The 21633-nt window shown below is 66.1% G+C and carries 17 protein-coding genes; 5 read left to right on the forward strand and 12 right to left on the reverse strand.

Going from position 1 to position 21633, the window contains the following annotated elements:
- Positions 1 to 10 precede the first annotated feature (10 nt).
- Positions 11 to 490 carry a MarR family winged helix-turn-helix transcriptional regulator gene (locus tag QW863_RS13265; protein WP_315713889.1) on the reverse strand — a complete coding sequence of 160 codons (480 nt, stop codon included), beginning with the start codon at positions 488 to 490 and terminating at the stop codon, positions 11 to 13.
- Between the two features lie 288 nt (positions 491 to 778).
- Here QW863_RS13265 and QW863_RS13270 point away from each other — a divergent pair, with 288 nt between their 5' ends.
- Both QW863_RS13270 and QW863_RS13275 read left to right on the forward strand, forming a co-directional pair.
- Positions 779 to 2635, forward strand: a complete 1857-nt coding sequence (locus QW863_RS13270) for a feruloyl-CoA synthase (RefSeq protein WP_315713888.1) — start codon at positions 779 to 781, stop codon at positions 2633 to 2635.
- Between the two features lie 165 nt (positions 2636 to 2800).
- Entirely contained in the window at positions 2801 to 4786 is a 1986-nt protein-coding gene (locus QW863_RS13275; protein ID WP_315713887.1) for a cache domain-containing protein, read from the forward strand.
- 16 nt (positions 4787 to 4802) lie between these two features.
- Here QW863_RS13275 and QW863_RS13280 read toward each other — a convergent pair whose 3' ends face one another.
- The 7 genes from QW863_RS13280 to QW863_RS13310 all read right to left on the reverse strand — a co-directional run bounded on the left by QW863_RS13280 (position 4803) and on the right by QW863_RS13310 (position 12939).
- Positions 4803 to 5801 carry a dipeptide ABC transporter ATP-binding protein gene (locus QW863_RS13280; protein ID WP_315713886.1) on the reverse strand — a complete coding sequence of 333 codons (999 nt, stop codon included), beginning with the start codon at positions 5799 to 5801 and terminating at the stop codon, positions 4803 to 4805.
- Entirely contained in the window at positions 5801 to 6799 is a 999-nt protein-coding gene (locus QW863_RS13285; protein WP_315713885.1) for an ABC transporter ATP-binding protein, read from the reverse strand. The genes QW863_RS13280 and QW863_RS13285 overlap by 1 nt, the downstream gene beginning before the upstream one ends.
- The gene (locus QW863_RS13290) at positions 6799 to 7740 is read right to left on the reverse strand and encodes an ABC transporter permease (protein WP_315713884.1); all 942 of its coding nucleotides are present in this window, start codon (positions 7738 to 7740) and stop codon (positions 6799 to 6801) included. The genes QW863_RS13285 and QW863_RS13290 overlap by 1 nt, the downstream gene beginning before the upstream one ends.
- The gene (locus tag QW863_RS13295; protein WP_315713883.1) at positions 7706 to 8665 is read right to left on the reverse strand and encodes an ABC transporter permease; all 960 of its coding nucleotides are present in this window, start codon (positions 8663 to 8665) and stop codon (positions 7706 to 7708) included. Before QW863_RS13295 ends, QW863_RS13290 begins: the two co-directional genes overlap by 35 nt.
- A 43-nt stretch (positions 8666 to 8708) precedes the next feature.
- Positions 8709 to 10502 (reverse strand): peptide ABC transporter substrate-binding protein, encoded by a 1794-nt coding sequence (locus QW863_RS13300; RefSeq protein WP_315713882.1) that lies wholly within the window; start codon positions 10500 to 10502, stop codon positions 8709 to 8711.
- A gap of 266 nt (positions 10503 to 10768) precedes the next feature.
- Positions 10769 to 12562 carry a peptide ABC transporter substrate-binding protein gene (locus tag QW863_RS13305; protein ID WP_315713881.1) on the reverse strand — a complete coding sequence of 598 codons (1794 nt, stop codon included), beginning with the start codon at positions 12560 to 12562 and terminating at the stop codon, positions 10769 to 10771.
- A gap of 119 nt (positions 12563 to 12681) precedes the next feature.
- Positions 12682 to 12939: a hypothetical protein gene (locus QW863_RS13310; RefSeq protein WP_315713880.1), complete on the reverse strand. Its 258-nt coding sequence runs from the start codon at positions 12937 to 12939 to the stop codon at positions 12682 to 12684.
- A gap of 143 nt (positions 12940 to 13082) precedes the next feature.
- Here QW863_RS13310 and QW863_RS13315 point away from each other — a divergent pair, with 143 nt between their 5' ends.
- Positions 13083 to 14591, forward strand: coding sequence for a sensor domain-containing diguanylate cyclase (locus tag QW863_RS13315; RefSeq protein WP_315713879.1), 1509 nt, complete (start codon positions 13083 to 13085; stop codon positions 14589 to 14591).
- A gap of 46 nt (positions 14592 to 14637) precedes the next feature.
- Here the strand turns inward: QW863_RS13315 and galU are convergent, their stop codons facing one another.
- On the reverse strand, positions 14638 to 15519 hold the full coding sequence (gene galU, locus QW863_RS13320; RefSeq protein WP_315713878.1) for a UTP--glucose-1-phosphate uridylyltransferase GalU: 882 nt from the start codon (positions 15517 to 15519) through the stop codon (positions 14638 to 14640).
- Between the two features lie 218 nt (positions 15520 to 15737).
- Between galU and QW863_RS13325 the strand changes: the two genes are divergently transcribed.
- A complete protein-coding gene (locus QW863_RS13325) occupies positions 15738 to 17132 on the forward strand; it encodes a lytic murein transglycosylase (RefSeq protein ID WP_315713877.1) in 1395 nt (464 codons plus the stop codon).
- Between the two features lie 140 nt (positions 17133 to 17272).
- On the forward strand, positions 17273 to 19027 hold the full coding sequence (locus QW863_RS13330; protein ID WP_315713876.1) for a DUF459 domain-containing protein: 1755 nt from the start codon (positions 17273 to 17275) through the stop codon (positions 19025 to 19027).
- Positions 19028 to 19160: 133 nt separating this feature from the next.
- Here QW863_RS13330 and QW863_RS13335 read toward each other — a convergent pair whose 3' ends face one another.
- From QW863_RS13335 to QW863_RS13345, 3 genes are all read right to left on the reverse strand, one after another.
- Positions 19161 to 19532, reverse strand: coding sequence for a CsbD family protein (locus tag QW863_RS13335; protein WP_315713875.1), 372 nt, complete (start codon positions 19530 to 19532; stop codon positions 19161 to 19163).
- Between the two features lie 74 nt (positions 19533 to 19606).
- Positions 19607 to 20341, reverse strand: a complete 735-nt coding sequence (locus tag QW863_RS13340; RefSeq protein ID WP_315713874.1) for an SDR family oxidoreductase — start codon at positions 20339 to 20341, stop codon at positions 19607 to 19609.
- Between the two features lie 121 nt (positions 20342 to 20462).
- Positions 20463 to 21605 (reverse strand): PQQ-dependent sugar dehydrogenase, encoded by a 1143-nt coding sequence (locus QW863_RS13345; protein ID WP_315713873.1) that lies wholly within the window; start codon positions 21603 to 21605, stop codon positions 20463 to 20465.
- Between the last annotated feature and the right edge of the window lie 28 nt (positions 21606 to 21633).

Here is a 21633-nt window from a genome sequence, read left to right on the forward strand (position 1 = left end):
CGCGACGAGCCTAGTCCGTCTCGAACTGCGACAGCGCCGTGAGCGCGCGGCGATAATTGTCGCCCCCGAGCCGGCGTGCCACCCGCTTCTCGTGCGCGGCGACCAGTGCATTGGCCTTCTTGAGCATCAGGCGGCCACGCGGCGTCAGGCCGAGCGCATGGGCCCTGCGGTCGTGCTCGGAGCGCTCGCGCACGATCAGGCCGGCCTGCTGCAGGTCGTCGAGCAGCGCGACCATGCGCGCGCGCTCGATGCCCAGCGCGCCGGCGATCGCGATCTGCGCGGCGCCGGGATTGGCCGCGATCGTCTCCAGGATCGAATAGAGGATGACGTCGAGGTCGATCGTCGCGAGCGCGGCGTTGACGTCGCGGAAAATCCAGTGCTGGAGGCGGCGGACGAAATAGCCGAGATGGTTCTCGAGCTCACCGAGACCGATCCCGGAATCCTGGCTGGTTGCGTCTCGCTGCGCTCCGGTGCTCGCGCTCTTCGGCATGCTGGCTCGCTGACATGAGGCATCCCTGCCTAGACCGATGCCGTCGCAGGGGCAAGCCGCTCCAATCGGTCACATCCACAATAATTGCAAAGTACAACCATTCTGTTAGTCTCGCGGTCAACGAATACAACATGGGAGGGAAACGCATGCCGTCATCGATGGCGACGGTTGCCTGCACTGCAACCGCAATGCGGCAGCGCATTGCACCCGATCGCGGCGCCCGCCGCGCTGCGTGTTCCTCCCGCACTGCAGCTTCAGCGATCACCTCCCGCAGCCCGGAGACACGCCATGGCTGATGCAGAACGCCGCGCCTCCGAGCCTGCGATGTTCGCCAAGCCGTCGATCGAGGCTGTCAGGCGCGACGACGGCGCGATCATCCTGCGCTCGCGCATGCCGCTGCAGCCGGCCGCGCGCTGCACCGGCGAATGGCTGGAGCATTGGGGCCGCCATTTCCCGGATCGCACGTTCCTGGCCGAACGTCGTGGCGACAACTGGACCTGGCTCACCTACGGCGAAACATTGATGCAGGTCCGCGCCGCCGCGGCCTGGATGCTCGCGCAGGGCCTCGGTCCCGAGCGTCCGCTGGCGATCCTCTCCGACAACAGCATCGCCCATGCCGTGCTGGCGCTCGCAGCGCAGCATGTCGGCATCCCCGTCTGCGCGATCTCGCCGGCCTATTCGCTGATGTCGACGGATCACGAGAAGCTGCGCGCGATGATCCGTCTGCTCGATCCGGGCGCCATCTTCGTCGCGCAGCGCGAGCCGTTCGCGCGCGCGCTCGCCGCTGTCGACGGCCTGCATCGGGCGACGGTCATCGCCGGCGACGGCGATGCAACGAGCGCGCTGTCGCTGCAGGCCCTGCTCGCGACAAAGCCCGGGCCGGAGGTCGACCGCGCCTTCGCCGCGGTCACGCCGGACACGGTGGCCAAGCTGCTGTTCACCTCCGGCTCGACCGGGCAGCCGAAAGCGGTGATCAACACGCACCGGATGCTGACCATGAGCCAGCAGGCCAAGGCGCAGTTGTGGACGTTCCTGCGCGAGGTCGAGGGCGGCCCCGTCATCGTCGACTGGCTGCCATGGAGCCACACCTTCGGCGCCAACCACAATTTCAACCTGGTGCTGAGCCACGGCGGGTCGATCTACATCGACGGCGGCAAGCCTGCGCCGGGCCTGTTCGAGACGTCGCTCGCCAATCTGCGCAGCCTGGTGCCGACGATCTATTTCAACGTGCCGCGCGGCTTCGACATGCTGGTCGCGGCACTCAGGTCCGACGACGATCTGCGCCGCAGATTTTTCTCCGGCGTCAGGTGCATCCTCTATGCGGCCGCGGCCTTGCCGCAAAATCTGTGGGATGCGCTCAACGAGATGAGCCGGGCCACGATCGGCCGCCCTGCACCGCTGGTGTCGGCGTGGGGCGCCACCGAGACATCGCCGCTCGCGACCGACTGCCACTTCTTCGCCGAGCGCGCCGGCAACATCGGCGTGCCCATCCCCGGCACAGAGCTCAAGCTGGTGCCGACCGGCGAGAAGCTCGAGGTCCGCGTGCGCGGGCCGAACGTGATGCCGGGCTATTGGAAGGCGCCCGAACTCACGGCCGCGGCTTTCGACGAGGAGGGCTTCTACAAGATCGGCGACGCCGTGAAGCTTGCAGATCCCGAGCATCCGGAGCGCGGCCTGTTCTTCGACGGCCGCATCACCGAGGATTTCAAGCTCAGCTCCGGGACATGGGTGAACGTGGGCGCGCTGCGCGTCGCCGGCATCGCGGCGCTGGCGCCGTTGGCGCAGGATATCGTGATCGCCGGCCACGGCACCGACGAGGTGCACTTTCTCATCGTGCCCAACATCGCAGCGTGCCGCGGCGCTGCCGGGATGACCGAGACCGTCCCGGCCGGCGACGTTCTGGCGCATCCATCGGTGCGCACCGCCATCGCGCGAGGATTGGCCAGGCTTCGCACCGAGGCGGTCGGCTCTTCCCGCTATGCGACCCGTGCGCTGTTGATGGCGGAGCCGCCCTTGCTCGATGCCGGCGAGATCACTGACAAGGGCTATATCAACCAGCGCGCGGTGCTCACCCGCCGCGCCGATCTGGTCGCACGACTGAAGGATGAAAACGCGACCGAGCTGATCAGGCCCGATATGTCCTGACCCAGAACTACGCAACTACTCAACTCACTCACAAGATGGCGTCCGTACTACTACGGGAACGCCTCACGAGTGCGGCAATTAGTTACCATCCACACTTAACCGGGCATCAACTGCGAATCCTTAAAATCACTCGCATCTAGCTCCCTCATTTGCCCGGACCGCCCCATGGCTCAGCCGCGTTTCTCTCTCGCTTTCCGCATCTACGCGATCATCGGCCTGTCGTTCTGTGGACTGGTCGGGCTCGCCGCAACGCAGAGCCAAAACCTCGAGACCGCTCTCAAGGATCAGCGGCAGAGCGAGCTGAGCCATCTGGCGCAGACGGCAGTCAGCATCGCCCGCGAGGAATATGACGCGATCGCGCGCGACAAGGTGGCGCCCGAGGTCGCGCAGAAGAAGGCGGCCGAGCGGATCGGCAAGCTGCGCTACGGCAGCGGCGACTACTTCTGGATCAACGACATGGGTCCGAAGATGGTCATGCATCCGATCAAGCCGGAGCTGAATGGTCAGAACCTCGCTGACAACAAGGACCCGACCGGAAAGCGGCTGTTCGTCGAAATGGTCGATGTCGTCAAGCGCCAGGGCGCCGGCGTCGTCGACTACATGTGGCCGAAGCCCGGCAAGGATGCGCCACAGCCGAAGATGTCCTATGTCGCCGGCTTCGAGCCCTGGGGCTGGATCATCGGCACCGGTGTCTATGTCGATGATCTCGAAGCCCAGATGTGGGAGAGCAAGCGCAGCGTGTTCATTGCCGCCATGCTGGTGATGCTGATCATCGGGTCGATCACGCTGATCATCGCACGGCGGATGTCGTCGGCGCTGGCCGCGATGAGCGGCGCGCTGACCGAGCTCGGCAATGGAAACTTCGACATCAAGCTGCCGGGCCAGAACCGCAGCGACGAGCTCGGCGACATGGCGCGCTCGATCGAGCAGTTCAGGCAGAAGACCGAGGAGAAGGCGCGGCAGACCGCGATGCTCGAAGACGAGCAGCGCCAGGTCGCAGAGCGCATCAAGACCAAGGCGCTGCAGGAGATGGCCGAAGCCGTCGAGCAGGCCGCCAGCAGCGCGGTCGGCGAGGTCGCGCAGGGAACCGGCCACATGGCCGACAATGCCAAGTCGATGACCGACAGTGCGCTGACGCTGGAGCGCAACTCGAGCAGCGTTGCGGCGGCGGCCGAGCAGGCCCTCGCCACCACCCAGACGGTCGCCAAGGCGTCGGCCCAGCTCGCCGCCTCGATCTCGCAGATCTCCAGCCAGGTCAGCTCGTCGCGCGAGCTCACGCGCAAGGCCGTCGCCGCCTCGTCCGACGCCCAGGCCACCATCGCGAAGCTGTCGGAAGCCGCCGACAAGGTCGGCGCCGTGACCAGCCTGATCAGCGAGATTGCCGGCCAGACCAACCTGCTGGCGCTGAACGCCACCATCGAGGCCGCCCGGGCCGGCGATGCAGGCCGCGGCTTTGCGGTCGTCGCCTCCGAGGTGAAATCGCTCGCCGAGCAGACCGCCAAGGCGACCAGCGAGATCGCGCAGCAGATTGCCGAGATTCAGGACTCGACCCGCGCCTCGGTCACCTCGATCGGGGCGATCGGCGAAGTCATCCGCAACGTCGAAGCCGTATCCTCCGGCATTGCCGATGCGATCCAGGCGCAGAACAGCGTGACCATCGAGATTTCGCGCACGGTCGAGGAGACGTCCGCCGCCGCGCGCGAGGTCGCCAGCCAGATCGCCGAGGTCTCTCGCGAAGCCAGCGAGGCCGGCCGGCGCTCGACCGACATCCGCGACGGCTCGACTGTTGTCGCCGACAAGGTGCAGCGGCTGCGCACCGAACTGGTGCGGGTGATCCGGACGTCGACTGCCGACGTCGATCGCCGGCTGTCGACGCGGCTCAACATCAACCGCCCGGGCACGCTGCAGGTGAACGGCGAAGCGATCCCTGTCACCGTGCGCAACCTCTCGCTCGGCGGCGCCCTGCTCGAAGCCGTTCCGGTTCGTCTGACGATGAACACGTCGGTGACGCTTGCCATCACCGGCATGGTGTCCGATCTGCCGGGGACCGTGACCCGCGTCGGCGACCGCACCGCGTTGGTCCAGTTCGCACTGACCCCGGAGCAATCGGCGCGGCTGACGGCGCTGGTCTCGGACCGTCAGGCGGCGTAACGCGCCGATCTCCGCCTCAACGGAAATGGCAGGCGACGAGATGCCCCTCGGCGCTTGCCTTCAATGGCGGCACTTCCTTGCTGCAGACGTCCTTGGCGATCGGGCAGCGGGTATGAAAGTGACAGCCCGATGGTGGATTGATCGGGCTCGGCACCTCGCCCTTGAGCCGCACGCGCTTGCGCTTGACACTCGGATCCGGGATCGGCACCGCCGACAGCAGCGCCTCGGTGTAGGGATGTTTCGGCGTCGAATAGAGCTGGCGTGACGGCGCGGTCTCGACGATGCGGCCAAGATACATCACCGCGACGCGGCGGCTGATGTGCTCGACGACCGAGAGGTCGTGGGCGACGAACAGATAGGCGATGCCGAACTTCTGCTGCAGATCCTCGAGCAGGTTGATGACCTGGGCCTGGATCGACACATCGAGCGCCGACACCGGCTCGTCGCAGATGATCAGCTTGGGCTCGACCGCGATCGCCCGCGCGATGCCGATGCGCTGGCGCTGGCCGCCCGAGAACTCGTGCGGATAGCGCGTCATGTGGTCGGCCTGCAGGCCGACGGTCTCCAGGAGATGAACGATGCGCGCCTCGTATTGCTGGCGTGAGGTCGCCAGCCCATGGATGGTCAGCGCCTCGCCGATGATGGCGCCGATGGTCATGCGCGGGTTGAGCGAGGCATAGGGGTCCTGGAAGATGATCTGGATGTCGCGGCGAAGCGCGCGCAGGCTTTCGCCGGACAGCGCGATGACGTCCTTGCCCTCGAAATTCAGTTCGCCCGAGCTCGGCTCGATCAGCCGGAGGACGCAGCGCCCGGTGGTCGACTTGCCGCAGCCGGACTCGCCGACGAGGCCGAAGGTCTCGCTCGGCTCGATGTCGAAGTTGACGCCGTCCACGGCCCGCACGCTGCCGATCTGGCGCTTCAAGAGCCCGCCCCGGATCGGGAACGCCTTGGTCAGGTTGCGTACGCTGAGCAGCGGCGCGGGTACGACGGGGGTGGCAATGGCAGCTTCGGTCATCACAGCAACGCCTCTTCGGCGCGGATGCACGCCACCTTGTGGCCGGGCTCGATCTCGCGCAGCAGAGGCTGCGCGGTCCTGCAATCGGGAATGGCGAAGCGGCAGCGAGAGGCGAAGCGGCAGCCCTCCGGCGGATTGACCAGCTTCGGCACGCTGCCGGGGATGCTTTCCAGCCGGCTCTTCCTGACCGCGTCGAGATCGATCCGCGGGATCGAGCGGATCAGGCCCTGCGTATAGGGATGGCGCGGATTGGCAAACAGCCGCTCGACCGGCGCCTCCTCCGCGACCCGGCCGGCATACATCACCACGACACGCTGCGCGACCTCGGCCACGACGCCCATCGCGTGGGTGATCAGCATGATCGACATGCCGAGCCGCTCCTTCATGTCGAGCAGCAGATCGAGGATCTGCGCCTGGATCGTGACGTCGAGCGCCGTCGTCGGCTCGTCGGCGATCAGGAGCTTGGGATTGCATGACAGCGCCATCGCGATCATCACGCGCTGGCGCATGCCGCCGGAGAAATGGTGCGGATAGTCGTGCACGCGGGCTTTCGGATTGGGGATCTGCACCAGCGCCAGCATCTCGGCCGCCCGATCCATCGCCGCCTTGTTGGACAGGCCCTGATGCAGCCGGATCACCTCGGCGATCTGATCGCCGACGGTGTAGACCGGGTTGAGCGAGGTCATCGGCTCCTGGAACACGATCGCGATCTCGCTGGCGCGGATCTTGTTCATCTCGGACGAGCCGAGCGGCACCAGGTCACGGCCCTGCCACAGGATCTGGCCCCCGGCGATGCGGCCGGGCGGCATCGCGATCAGCTTCAGCACCGACATCGCGGTGACGGTCTTGCCGGAGCCGGACTCGCCGACCACGCACAGGGTCTCGCCGCTGCCGATCGAGATGTCGACGCCGTCGACGGCCTGGACCTCGCCCTCGTCGGTGTTGAAATAGGTCTTCAGCCCCTTGATCTCGAGCAGCGGAGCTACGCGCGCGTCCATCACATCACCTTCCGCGGATCGAGCGCATCGCGCAGGCCATCGCCGATGAAGTTGATCGCGATGACCGTGAGGAAGATCGCGCCGCCGGCGAACAGCGCCCAATGCGGCGCGATGTCGAGATAGTCCTTGGCGTCGAACAGCAGCCGGCCCCAGGTCGGAATGTCCGGAGGGAAGCCGAGACCGAGGAACGACAACGTCGATTCCGCGATGATCGCGGCCGCGACGTCGATGGTGCCGGCGACGATCACCGGCCCCAGCGCGTTCGGCAGGATGTGGCGGACGACGAGACGGGTGTTGGAGGCGCCGAGCGCGCGCGCCGCCTCGACGAATTCCTTCTCGCGCAGCGACAGGAACTGGGCGCGGACCAGACGCGCCACATGCATCCAGCGAAAGCCGCCGATCACGAGCACGATGAGAACGAACACGCCGCCCTCCGGGCCGAGCCAGCCCTTGAGGAAATCGCGGAACAAATAGATGATCAGGAGCAGCAGCGGCAGTTGCGGCAGCGACAGAAACAGATCGGTCAGCCACATCAGCGCGGCATCCACCGGTCCCTTGGCCGAGCCGGCGATCGCACCGACGAGAATGCCGGCGAACAGCGCCACGCCCATCGCGGCAAAGCCGACCGCAAGCGAGATGCGGCCGCCATAGATCATGCGCGCCAGCAGATCCTGGCCGAGATCGTCCGTGCCGAACGGGTGCTCCCAGGACGGCGGCGCGAGGCGTGCCGTGAAGTCGATCTCGTTGATCGGAATCCGCCACAGCCACGGGCCGAGCAGGATCGAGAGCGCGAGCAGCAGCAGCACGACGATGCTGGCCGCCGCAAGGCGGTGACGGAGGAAGCGGCGGAGCGCGTCGCGGCCCGGCGAGAAACGCCGTTTGGGCGATGCGACGACCGGCACCGTCTCAACGGAAGGAGATGCGTGGGTCAAGCCAGCCATACAGAATGTCTGCGATGAGGTTGAAGAGGACGACGAGGCAGGCGAACACGAAGGTCACCGCCATGATGACCGGCGTATCGTTGGCGAGGATCGCGCTGATCAGGAGCGAGCCGATGCCGGGAATGCGGAAGATCTGCTCGGTGACGATGGCGCCGCCGAACACCGTCGGCATCTGCAGCGCGACCAGCGTCACCACCGGGATCAGCGCATTGCGCACGACGTGCTTGACGATCACCTTGCGCTCGTCGAGGCCCTTGGAACGCGCGGTCGTGACGTAGTCGAGCTTGATGACGTCGAGCACGGCGGAGCGAACATAGCGCGTATAGGACGCCGCCTGGTAGAGGCCGAGCACCATGACCGGCATGATCGCCTGCTTGATGCTCTCCCACCACCATTGCCAGCCGGTCGCCTGCAGGTCGGCGCGATAGACGAACGGCAGCCAGCCGAGATTGACGCTGAAGATCAGGATCAGCAACAGGCCGGTGAAGAAGGTCGGCAGCGAGAAGCCGATGAAGGCGAAGGTGTTGGCGATCTGGTCGAAGATCGAATACGGCCGCCGCGCCGCGAGCACGCCCACCGGCAGCGCCACCGCCAGCGCCAGGATCTGCGCGGTGCCGACCACGTAGAGCGTGGTCGGTATCCGCTGCAGGATCAGCGTGTCGACGTTGACGCGGCTGGCGAAGGAGAAGCCCCAGTCGCCCTGGAACATGGCGACCAGCCAGTGGACATAGCGCAACAGCACGGGATCGTTCATCCCGAACTTGATGCGCAGCGCCTCGCGCACCTCGGGCGGCACGTTCGGGTTGCTCGCGAGCTCGCCGAACGGATCGCCCGGTGCCAGCGCGAGCAGCACGAACAGAATGAGACTGATGCCGAGCAGGCTCGGCACAGCGACGATGAGGCGCCTGAGAAGATAGTTTCCCATCGCTCCACCCCTACGATGTCTGGCTGGTCATGCTGGCCGCGCGTCAGCTCGCCCGATACCAGGTGGCGATGAACGCCAGATCGTTGTCCCAGCCGCTCTTGTACAGCACCATGCCGTTCTTCACGCCGATCGCATTGAGCCGGTTGATCTCCGGCAGGACGTAGTTGTCACGCACGACGAGATCGTTGAGCTTGATGAACAGCGCGGCGCGCTTGACCGGATCGAGCTCGCTCTGGGCCAGCATGTAGGTCTCGTCATACTCCTTGTTCTGCCAGCGGCAGATGTTGCGGCCCTGCCACTTGTTCTCCTTGGTCGCGGCCTCGGTGGACACGAACTGGTTCATGAAGAACTGCGGATCCGCCTGCGGCATCGTGGTCTGATACATCTGCATATCGCAGTAGAAATGCGAGTAGGTGTCGGGGTTCGCGACGTCCGAGGAGAAGAACACCGACGCGACCACCGACTTCAGCTCGACCTCGATGCCGGCCTTCTGGAACGCCTGCTTGATGATCGCCTGATTCTTCTGGCGCGGGCCGTTGATCGAGGTCTGGAACACGAATTTGAGCGGCTTGCCGTCCTTCTCGCGGATGCCGGAGGCGCCCTTCTTCCAGCCGGCGGCGTCGAGGATCTGGTTGGCCTTCTCGATCGAGAACTCGAAAGTATTGTTCTTGGAGCGGAAGCGCTCGGGGTTGTTGAGAAAGTTGGGCGTCGCGACGCCGGCGCGTCCATAGATGAACTTCTGCACCGACGCACGGTCGATCAGGAGATTGATCGCCTTGCGCACCTCGGGATCGGAGAACAGCGGGTGCTTGGTCTTCAGGCTGGCGCGCTCGCCGTCGACCTCGACATTGGGATCGGTGACGTTGAGGCCGATATACTCGATGTTGCCGGTCAGCGTCAGCTCGGTCTTGCCCTGGCCGCCCGCCTCGAGCTTGGTCAGGATCTCGTCCTCGACCTGCAGATTGTAGGCGTAATCGTATTCACCGGTCTGCAGCACTGCGCGCGCAGCGGAGACCGCGTCGCCGCCGCCCTTGATCTCGACCGTGTCGAAATAGGGCTGCGTCGGCACGTGATAGTCCGGAAAGCGCTTGCCGGCGACGGTGTCGCCCGGCTTGAAGTCCACGAACATGTAGGGACCGGTACCGACCGGCTTCAGGTTCGCCGGCGCCTCGCGCGACTTCGCCCCGATATAATCCGCAAAGTGATGCTTGGGGATGATGCAGCCGAACGAGGCGACGAAGGCATCGGCCCAGAACGGCGTCGGCTGCGGAAAGACCAGCTTCACGGTCAGATCGTCGATCTTCTCGATCGACTTGACGTTCTTGTAGCTGCCGATCGAGACCGCCGAGGTCTCGGGGTTGTTGGCGTATTCCCAGTTGAAGATGACGTCGTCGGCGGTGAACGGCTTGCCGTCGTGCCATTTGACGCCCTTCTTCAGCTTCCAGGTCACCGACATGCCGTCGGCGGCAAGACCGCCATTCTCCTTGCTCGGAATCTCGGCCGCGAGAATCGGCACCAGATTGCCGTCCTTGTCCCATCCGGCCAGCGGTTCGTAGAACAGGCGGCTGGCCTCCTGGTCCTTGGTGCCGATGGCGAAATGCGGATTGAGCAGCGTCGGCGCCTGCCAGAGCAGCAGCTTGAGCGGACCGCCGCCACCGGCCTTGGTCGGCTTGTAGGGGATGGCATCAGCAGCGACCGCGGCGCCTGAGTAGGAGAGCATCGCGCCAGCCATCGGCGCGGTCAGCCCCACGGCAATCATCCGCTGCACAAATTCGCGCCGTGACAGGCGTCCTGCTTTGACATCAGCGATCTGGCTACGGAGGTCACGCTCGTTCATCCATCGACTCCAAAGGTGGTGCTGAATGCCAAAAACGCGTCCCCGTCCTGGATCGATCGGGAACTGCATAAAATTGGATCAGCCTTCGAAGCGACTGTCAAAGCAGAATCCGGGCCAATTCCGCAATAAAGAACGGATCGATTGTCGCACTTCGCAGATGCGGAAAGATTGACTGCGAGTCACATCCCGGAAAATGGAACTACGTCGCTCGCGACGGTCGCTCGCGCCGGGAGGTACTGCCTCGGCGCGAACGCCGCGATCAGCGCTCAGCTCTCTCGATACCAGTTCGGCAACTGCCAGAGATCGTTGTCCCATCCCGAGGAATGGGTCTGCAAACCCTTGCGGATGCCGCTGACGCGCGGACGGTTGAGCTCCGGCAGCACATGGCGGCCGGCGCAGACCGTGTCGTTGAGCTTGATATAGAGCGCTGCGCGCTTCACCGGATCGAGCTCGCGCGTGAGTTCGTTGTAGAGATCGTCATATTCCTTGCTCTGCCAGCGCGAGACGTTGCGGCCCTGCCATTTATTGGCCTTGCTGGCCGCTTCCCACGACACGTACTGGGTCATGAAGGCCTGCGGCTCCGGCGACGCCATCGTGATCATCAGCATTTCCATGTCGCAATAGAAGTGCGTGTAGGTGTCGGGATTGGCGACGTCGCTGGAGAAGAACACCGAACCCACCACCGACTTCAGCTCGAGCTCGATGCCGGCCTTCTGGCAGGCCTGTTTGACGATCGCCTGGTTCTTCTGCCGCGGCCCGTTGGTGGAGGTCTGGAAGACGAGCTTCAGCGGCTTGCCGTCCTTCTCCCGAATTCCGCTCGCCCCCTTCTTCCAGCCGGCGTTCTCCAGGATCTCGTTCGCCTTGTCGATGTTGAACTCGAAGCGCGTGTTGGGCGAGCGATAGCGCGCGGGATTGTTGACGCAGTTCGCCGTGGCGATGCCGCCGCGGCCATAGACGAATTTCTGGATCGAGGTGCGATCGATCAGGAGGTTGATGGCCTCGCGCACCGCCGGGTCCGAGAACAGCGGGTGCTTGGTCTTGAGGCTCGAGCGCTCGCCGTCGACCTCGACATTGGGATCGGTGGCATTGAGCAGGATGAATTCGAGATTACCGGTCGGCACGATCTCGGCGACCCCGGTCCCGCCGGTCTCCAGCTTGACCAGGATCTCGTCCTCGACCTGCAGATTCCAGGCGTAGTCATATTCGCCGGTCTGCAGCACCGCGCGTGCCGCCGATACCGCGTCGCCGCCGCCCTTGATCTCGAGCGTGTCGAAATACGGCCGGTTCGGAACGTGGTAGTCGGGATTGAGCTTGCCGGTCAGTATGTCGCCCGGCTTGAAGTCGACGAACAGATAGGCGCCGGTTCCGACCGGCTTGAGATTGTTCGGCGCCTCGCGCGACTTGGCGCCGATGTAGTCGCCGAACAGATGCTTCGGAATGATGGCACCGCGGCCGCCGACGAACGGCGTGAACCATTGCGGCGTCGGCTGGCTGAACACGAGGCGAACGGTGTGGTCGTCGATCTTCTCGATCGTCTTGATGTCCTTGTAGTCGCCGATGGTGACTGCGGACGTCTCGGTATTGGTGGCATATTGCCAGTTGAAGATCACATCGTCGGCAGTGAACGGCTGGCCGTCGTGCCACTTCACGCCCTGCTTGAGCTTCCAGATGACCCAGGTGCCGTCGGCCGCGACGGTGCCGTTGGCCACGCTGGGAATCTCGCTCGCCAGCACCGGGACGAGATTGCCGTCGGCGTCCCAGCCGGCCAGCGGCTCGTAGAAGGCGCGCGCGGATTCCTGGTCCTTGGAGCCGATGGCGAAATGCGGATTGAGCAGGGTTGGCGCCTGCCAGAACAGGAGCTTCAGCGCGCCGCCGCCGCCCGCCTTGGTCGGCTTGTAGGGGAATTCCTGCGCAGCCATTGCCACTCCCGAATGCGCCAGCATCATGCCGACCAGCGGCGCCGTCAGTCCGGCCGCCAGCATCCGCTGCACGAAGTCGCGGCGCGACAGCCGCCCGTCCTTGACCGCGGCGATCTCGTGGCGCAGGTCCTGCTCGTTCATGTCCGCCTCCCATATCCTCAGTCACAATGCGGGCTCGATCGCGCCCTGAAAGCTCAACCACACTGCCGCACCGCCGGAAAATCAGGACACAGCTCCAGTGCCGCGGACACGGATACAGCTCAGCGCTCCGGCTTCAGCTTGCGGAAGCGGACGCCCTTGCCATCGGGCAGCCGGGTCGCGACATAGCCCGCCGCCAGGCAGGCCTCGCGCTGCGGCATCTTCTCCTGCGGACTTCGCAGGCTGTCCCACCACGAGGCGCGCTGCGCGGCGCGCGGCAGGCCGTCGCCGATCAGCTCCTCGATCTCGTCGAGGCTGAGCACCAGCTCGGGGCGGGTCTGCCGCTTGAGATAGTCTCGAAGCGCATCATAGTCCGGCAAGTCTCGACTCCATCGTACCAGCGCGTGTGCGGCCGCCTTGACGACAGGCGCGGCGAACGCAACGACTCGTTAACCTAACATGCGTTACTTCGGCTTTATCCGTCAGTCTACGGACGGGACTCCACGGGGGACGGGACGATCCGATGCGCTGGACACGCCGAACGGGCCGGGCGACGCAGCCTTGGCGGCTTTCGGCGCGCACGCTGATCACCTGCTCCATCTCGACCATCATCGGTTTCTCCGCCATCTGCGCCAGCGTCATGATCGACCTGCGCCGGAGCGAGGAAGTCCGCGCCCGGCAGGCGCTGGAGAACATGGCCGCCAGCATCGGCGCCGACATCAGCCGCACCGTCGAGCTCTACGATCTCTCGCTGCGGGCGGTGGCCAGCAACATGTTGCTGCCCGAAATCAACGAGGTCAGCAAGCACGTCCGCCAATTGATCCTGTTCGACCGTTCGTCCACCGCGAAGAATTTCGGCACCATCCAAGTCTTTGATGCCCGCGGGCGGCTGTCGCTCGAGTCGTCGACGCTCGACCCGCTGCCGGAGGACCGCAGCGACGCCGATTTCTTCCAGGTGCATCGCGACCGGCCCGACACCGGGCTCTATGTCGGGCGGCCCGCTCAGCATCATGGCCAATATTCCATCGTTCTCAGCCGCCGCATCTCGACGCCGGACGGACGCTTCGCCGGCGTCGTCGCCGGCTCGATCCGCATCGGCTATTTCCGCGACCTGTTCGCAAGGCTCACGCTCGGGGCGGGCGACAACATCACCGTGCTCCGGCGCGACGGCACCGTCATCGTCAGCGCGCCGTTCGATACCGGCGCGATCGGGCGCAACCTGGCGCGGGCGCCGGCCGTGACCCGCGCGCTCACCGAGCCGGCCGGCTGGTCGAGCAGCTATGGCGCGCTGGACGATCTGCCGCGGCTGCTGGTCTGGCGCAATGCCAATGAGCCGCTGGTCGTGATCGCCAGCAAGTCGTGGGACAGCGTCTATGCATACTGGCGCCATGAGGCTGCAGAGATCGGGGCGATGATGCTGGCGCTGATCGTGTTCGTCCTGGCCGCGACGCAGGTCGCCGCGCGCGAGATCCAGCTCCGGGCGAAGGTCGAATCCAGACTGGAGCAGCTCGCGACCACGGATCCGCTGACGGGCCTGAAGAATCGGCGCAAGTTCGACGAGACCATCGAACTCGAATGGCGGCGGGCGCAGCGCGCCGGCGCGCCGCTGGGGCTGCTGATGATCGATGCCGATCACTTCAAGAGCTACAACGACACCCATGGGCACCAGGCCGGCGATCAGGTGCTGGTCGGCATCGCCGTGTGCATCTCCGATTCGGTGCGGCGCGCCGGCGACTGCGCCGCGCGTTATGGCGGCGAGGAGTTCGCGGTGCTGCTGCCGGGGACCTCGGAAGCGGATGCGCTGCGCGTCGCGGAGACGATCCGCAGCAAGGTCAAGCTGTGGGCGGGAGAAGCGTGCACCACCTCGATCAGCATCGGCGCCGCCAGCGTCACGCCGTCGCGCGACACGGACTGGACCGGCCTGCTCAATGCCGCCGACCGCGCCCTGTACATGGCCAAGGCCGCGGGCCGTAACCGCTGCGCCAGCGCAGCGGTGCGTCATCCGTCACCCGCGGCTTCGCTGGCGGCGTGATGCCGCCAACCGCCTCGAAGGCGCGGCATTTCGCGCCGGCTTGGCCTCAGCCCTTGCCTTCGAGATAGCGCTTCATGTCCGCGCGCAGGCCATCGCGCAGGTCGGCTCGCGCCATGGCGAAGGCGATGTTGGCCCTCAGGAAGCCGGACTTCGAGCCGCAATCATGCCGCTCGCCGTCGAAGTCCACGCCGTAGAATTTCTGCGTCTTCGACAGACCGATCATCGCGTCGGTGAGCTGGATCTCGCCGCCGGCGCCGCGCTCCTGCGTCGCGAGGATCTGGAAGATCTCCGGCTGCAGGATGTAGCGCCCGGTGATCGAGAAGTTCGACGGCGCGGTGCCCTTGGCCGGCTTCTCGACCATGCCGTCGACCTCGAACATCTTGCCGTCGCGCTTGCCGACGCCGCAGATGCCGTATTGATGGGTCTGATCGGCCGGCACCTCCTGCACGGCGAGCACGTTGCTCTTTTCCGGCAGCTTGCTGGCGGCAGCAATCATCTGCGCCAGGCACCCCGGCGCGTTCAGCACCAGCTCGTCGGGCAGCACCACCGCGAACGGCTCGTCACCGACGATGTCGCGCGCGCACCACACGGCATGGCCGAGCCCGAGCGGCGCCTGCTGGCGGGTGAAGCTGACCGCGCCGGCCTCCGGCTGGTCGCGCGCGAGGATTTCCATCTCGGTCTTCTTGCCGCGCGCCGCGAGCGTCGCGTCGAGCTCGTACATGCGGTCGAAATGATCCTCGATCGCGGTCTTGTTTCGCCCGGTCACGAACACGAAATGCTCGATGCCCGCCTCCTTGGCTTCGTCGAAGACGTATTGGATGAGCGGCTTGTCGACGATCGTCAGCATTTCCTTCGGCATCGCCTTGGTGGCGGGCAGGACGCGGGTGCCGAGACCGGCGACCGGAAAAACGGCTTTGCGGATCTTCATGGGGATGACTAGACCTTGTGGCGATATGAATGCGAAATCGATCGCATTTTAGGTAGCTCGTTTGCAGCCGAGAACAAAGGCGGATGTTGGTCCAGTGTTCCGCTCGACACGGACCGAACGGCTAAATTTCGCTGCGGAAATCGTTAACCTTGTTAATCTCCCGTTAAGCAGGACCGGGCCTCGTGGAGGCCGATCTTCCATGCGATCTGGATCGAGACATGATGCGACGGAACGTGATGCTGACAGCTCTGAAGGCCGGTGCTGGCGCGGCGGTTCTGGTCACGGCGTTGACGGTGGTGTCTGGTTCCGCTGTCGCGCAATCCTCAGGCGGGCCGCTGAACTTTCTCGACGGCCTGTTCACGGGCACCCTGACGAAGGGCGACCCCGCCCCCAACCAGCCCCCTGCCGCCGGCGGGCCGCAGCCGTGGAGCGGCCAGGACGGCGCCTCCGGCCATCCGCTGATGACGGCGGCGGCGATCCGCGAAGCCGCCGGCAATTTCGACAATTGCGTCGCCGGCATGTGGCCAGATGCCGCACGACGCAACATCACGCAGGACAATTTCCAGCGCTTTACCGCCGGCCTGTCGCCGGACCTGCGCATCATGGACCTGCTCGACGCGCAGCCCGAATTCACCAAATCGATCTGGGACTATCTCGACATCCTGGTGAACGACAACCGGCTGGCGAAGGGCCGCGAGGTGCTGGCGAAGTACAAGCCGCAGTTCGATGCAGCCGAGCGTACCTATGGCGTCGACCGCTACATCGTCGCTTCGATCTGGGGCATCGAGTCCAACTACTCGACCCAGATCGGCGACCGTAGCGTGCTGCAGTCGACCGCGACGCTCGCCTGCATCGGCCGCCGCCAGGCCTATTTCAAGGATGAGTTCCTCTCCGCCCTGGAAATCCTCAATCGCGGCGATTTGCGCCCCGAGCAGTTGCGCGGCTCCTGGGCAGGCGCCTTCGGCCCGACCCAGTTCATGCCGACCGCGTTCAAGCGCTTCGCCGTCGATGCCGATGGTGACGGCCGCCGCGACGTCGTCGACAATCCGGCCGACCTGATCGCCTCCACCGCCAACAATCTGAAGAAGGACGGCTGGCAGAGCGGCCAGAGCTGGGGCTACGAGGTCGTGGTGCCCCAGGGCTTCAACTACATGCTCGCCGACCGCGCCAAGAGCATGAGCTTCGCCCAGTGGGAACAGCTCGGCCTGCGGCGGGCCAACGGTCAGCCGTTCCCGACTGGCGCCGAAAAGGCCTATCTGCTGGCGCCGGCCGGCGCCCAGGGCCCCGGCTTCCTGATGCTGCAGAACTTCCGCGTCATCATGAAATACAACCCTGCGGAAGCCTATGCGCTGGCGATCGGACACTTCGCCGACCGCCTCCGCGGCGCACCGCCGTTCGTTCAGGCCTGGCCGCGCGAGGAGCGAACGCTGTCGCGCGGCGAGCGGCTCGAGCTGCAGCAATTGCTCGCCGAGCGCGGATTTTACCGCGGAACGCCGGACGGCCAGTTCGGCGGCCAGACGCGCGAGGCGCTGCGGAACTTCCAGGCCTCGATCGGGGCGCCGGCGGACGGATTTGCCACCTCGGATGTGCTCGAACGGCTGCGGACGCGCTGATCGCAGCCCCAATCTGCCCTGCCGGTAACCTTCTGGGGCGATTACCGGCGCCGTCAACACCATCCGGTGAATGCCCGTTTGCGGCCTGATTCGCGTCCTATTATATGAATCGTCACGATCACGCCGCGCGACGGGTGCGCATGTCAAAGCTGAAGTCCATCCTCAAGCTGTTGAACGAGCCCGGCCCGCTGGTCGTGCTGGCGGTCGTCATCGCCATGCTCGTCGGCATCGCCGGTCCCGCCTCGGCCCAGTTCTTCAACTTCAACCCGTTCGCTTCGCCCCGCCCGGCACCGCGCGGCGGTGGAGGTGGCGGAGGTTGGTTCGGCGGCGAATTCTTCGCTCCGTTCCCGCAGCAACAGCCGAAGAGGGTGATCCAAGACTATTCCAAGGCGCCGCCGCCGGAGAAGCGTGATGGCGCGCCGGACCGCTACGTGCTGGTGCTCGGCGACGCCATGGCCGACTGGCTCGCCTATGGCCTGGAAGAGGCCTATGCCGAGCAGCCCGACATGGGCGTGACCCGCAGGATCCGGACCACGTCGGGCCTCATCAAGTATCAGCCCAGGGGCGAGCCGGCCGACTGGGCCGCCGCCGCCAAGGGTATCCTGGCGACCGAACGCGCCGACGCCATCGTCATCATGCTCGGCCTCAACGACCGCATCTCGCTGCGCGAGCCCGCGATCGAGAAGACCGACGACAAGAAGGGCGACAAGGCCAAGAAGGATGCCAAGGCCAAGCCTGGTGAGACAAAGCCTGGTGAGACAAAGCCCGGTGAGGCCAAGCCGGGCGAAGCCAAGCCGGATGGCAAGGCCGACACGGCGGCCAAGCCCGACGACAAGGCTGCCGATACCGATCTGCCGCAGGACGAGGCCGACAACGACACGCCTGCGGTCGCGGCACCGGAGAAGGCCGCCCGCTCGCCGGGCGGCCTCTACGAGTTCCGGGACGAGCGCTGGGTCGAGCTGTATACGAAGAAGATCGAGGAGATGATCGCGATCGCCAAGAGCAAGGGCGTGCCCGTGCTCTGGGTCGGCCTGCCCGCGGTTCGCGGTCCCAAGGGGACGGCGGACACGCTGTTCCTCGACTCGCTGTATCGCGATGCCGCCGGCAAGGCCGGCATCACCTATGTCGATGTCTGGGACGGCTTCGTCGACGAGGCCGGCCGCTTCCTGCAGAAAGGCCCGGACTTCGAGGGCCAGATCCGCCAGCTGCGCTCCTATGACGGCGTCTATTTCACCAAGCCGGGCGCGCGCAAGCTCGCCCATTATGCCGAGCGTGAGATCAACCGGCTGCTCGCGGCCCGTTCCGCGCCGCTCGAGCTGCCGAACGAGCCGGCCACGCCGGACGCCAATGCCGTACCGGGCCAGCCGGCGCCGCGGCCAGTCGCCGGCCCGATCCTGCCGCTGGTGGCGTCATCCGTCGGCACCGATCAGTTGCTGGGCGGCCCCGGCTCCCGACCTGCGGCGATCGACGCGCTGGCGGCCCGAACCCTGGTCAAGGGCGAGGCGCTGAGCCCGCCGGCCGGCCGCGCCGACGATTTCGTCTGGCCTCGCCGCGAGGTCGGCCGTGAGCAGGCCAAGGAGCCGCCGAAGGAGCCGACCCGGCCCGAAGCGCCGATGGCAGCGACTTCGCCGGCGGAAGCGACGCCGGCAGCACCTGGGCCGGTGTCGCCGCAGCCGCGGCAAAGGCGGCTGACCACGCCGGGGGCGCCCACCCAGCAGCCGCCAGCCCAAACGCCGCAGCCGAATCAGGGCGTTCGTGAGTTTTTCGGCTTCGGCGCGCCTCAGCAGCAACAGCAGCCGGCGCGGCCGCCCGCCGCGCGCAATCCGAACGCGCCGCCGCGGCCGCCAGGATTGGTCGGCCGCTCGGCAGCATCGCTGGAGACCCAGGGCCGCTGATCGTGACCACATTTCGGCGCTGAGGGCGATCGACGCGGATCATTCCGGACCAAGGTGCCAATGACAAATCGGCCCGCATTCGAGAGCGAATGCGGGCTGATTGTCATCTGATCGTCAGCGGGTCTTTGCAGGCTCAGTAGCGCCAGCGCTGCGGCGGCTGCGGCCGGCTCGGCGAGCGCATCAGCATCGCCAGCAGGAAGCCGATGCCGCCGGCGACCAGCAGCGCGCCCATCGGATTGTCCTGAACCCGCTTGGTCAGCGCCTGCGTGCCGTCACGCAGCGTCTCGGAGCCGTTGCCGAACGTATCCTTGGCGAAATCCATCGCCGCATCGCCGGCCTCGCGCGCCGCGTCCTTGGCCTGGCCATACATGTTCTGCACGACGCCCGAGGCCTCGCGCGCACGCCCCGACGCCTGCGTGCTCTTGTCGCCCAACATCTCGCCGACGCCGCCTTCGATCTTGCCTGCGACATCCTTGGCCGTACCGGTCAGCCGATCCTGATCCATTGCCGCTCTCCTTCTCTGCATTGTGCGGGATTGCTGGCCTGCTAACCGGCCAGCACGGCGCAGGTTCCGGACGACTACAAAATCAGGCCGCCGTCGACGACGAGGGTCTGGCCGATGATGTAGGACGACAGCGGCGAGGCCAGGAACAGCGCCGCACCGGCCATGTCCTGCGGCGTCCCCAGCCGCCGCAGCGGAATGCGCTGCAGCGCGCCCTCGAGGCGCTTCGGATTGGCGGTCGTCACCTTGGTCATCTTGGTGTCGACGAGCCCGGGCGCGATCCCGTTGACGCGGATGCCGTCTTCCGCCCACGCCTCGGCCAGGGTTCGCGTCAATCCCATCGCGCCGGTTTTCGAGGCGTTGTAGGCCGGATTGCCCATGGTCGAATGATAGGCCGCGGTCGACGAGACGATGATGAGCGCGCCCCTGGCATCGCGCAGCAGGCCGTGAAATTTCGTCGCACAGGCCATCAGGCTGATGAGGTTGACCTCGACCACCTTGCGAAAGCCCTCCATGGCGAATTCGCCGCGCCGGTACAATACCGCGCCCTGCGCCAGCACCAGCACATCGAGCCGATCGAGCCGCGGCGCGAAGCTCTCGATCGCGCCGGGATCGCTCACATCGAGCTGATGGTAGTTCACCCCTGCGAGATCGGAGCCCTCACCTTCGGCATAATCGGCGGCGCTCGCCCGCGTGCCGCTGACGTCGACGCGCGCGCCCTGCGCGCGAAACGCCTGCGCGATGCCGTTGCCGATGCCGCTCGATCCGCCGATCACCAGCACCGAGCGTCCCGTGAAATCGAGCGCGTTCATCTCCCCACTCCTTCTCTTGTTGTTTGTCGGATGGTGTGGGGATCGGCGCAGGCCCTGTCAACGGCATCGCGGGCTGTGGCGACCCCGGCATCGGCGCCTTCGCATCAATGCTGCTGCGCAGCTACTTCATCGGTGTCAGCCGCAGCAGGCGGCCGGGCGAGTCGTCCTCGATGACCCAGACGGCGCCGTCCGGCGCCACGGCGACGTCGCGGATGCGCTCGCCCATGTCCCAGCGCTCGGCCTCGTCAGGCTGACCATCGGTCCGGAAGGCAACGCGGACCAGCGCGTGCACCCGCAAGCCTCCGATCAGCGCCGATCCCTTCCATTGCGGAAACATCGGACCGTCATAGAAGACCAGACCGGCCGGCGCGATCACAGGATCCCAATAGAGCGGCGGCGGCGCGAGGTCGGGCCGCGTCGCATGCCGCGGGATCGGCGTGCCGTTGTAATTGTCGCCGTTCGACACCAGCGGCCAGCCGTAGTTCTTGCCCGGCTCGATCAGGTTCAGTTCGTCGCCGCCGCGCGGTCCCATCTCGTGCAGCCAGAGCTTGCCATCTGATGCGAAGGCGAGCCCGTAGGGATTGCGGTGGCCGGTGGTCCACGTCTGGGCCGGCACGCCCTTGTCCTCGGCCATGGGATTGTCCGACGGAGTCGCGCCGTCGAGATCGAGCCTGAGCACCTTGCCGCGCGCCTGCCGTGGATCCTGGGCGCTGTTCGGCTGCATGCGGTCGCCGACCGTCAGGAACAGATGCGTTCCCGACGGATCGAACGCGATGATGCCGCCGGGCTGCCCGCCGCCGCCGGCGGGCGTCTGGCGCCAGATGACGGTGGGGTCGGTCAGCGTGGCGTTGTCATTCGAAACCGACAACACGGCACGGGTCAGGACGAGCCGGCTGCCTTCGCTGCTCGGCTCGGTGTAGGTGAGATAGATCTGCGACGTCGTCGCGAAGCTCGGCGACACCGCAATGTCCAGGAGGCCGTTCTGTCCGCGCGCCGCGACGGCAGGCACGTTGCCGATCTGGATCTTCTGCCCACCTTGCGTGACGAGAAAGATCCGGCCTGGCTTCTCCGTGACCAGCATCCGCCCATCCGGCAGGAAGGCGATGGCCCAGGGCGTATCGAACTCGGCAACGCTCCGCGCCTCGAACGGGCGCACGGCGCTTGCCTTGCGATCGCCGGCATTGATGCTCTCGGCTCGCGCGGCCGTGGTCGCAACGAGTCCCATCACCAATGCCAGGCGCAGGAAGGTCGTGGAGAGCACCATGATCACTCCGGTTTGTTGATCCGTGTCG

The organism is Bradyrhizobium sp. SZCCHNR1017, from assembly GCF_032381375.1.
Lineage (GTDB): Bacteria > Pseudomonadota > Alphaproteobacteria > Rhizobiales > Xanthobacteraceae > Bradyrhizobium.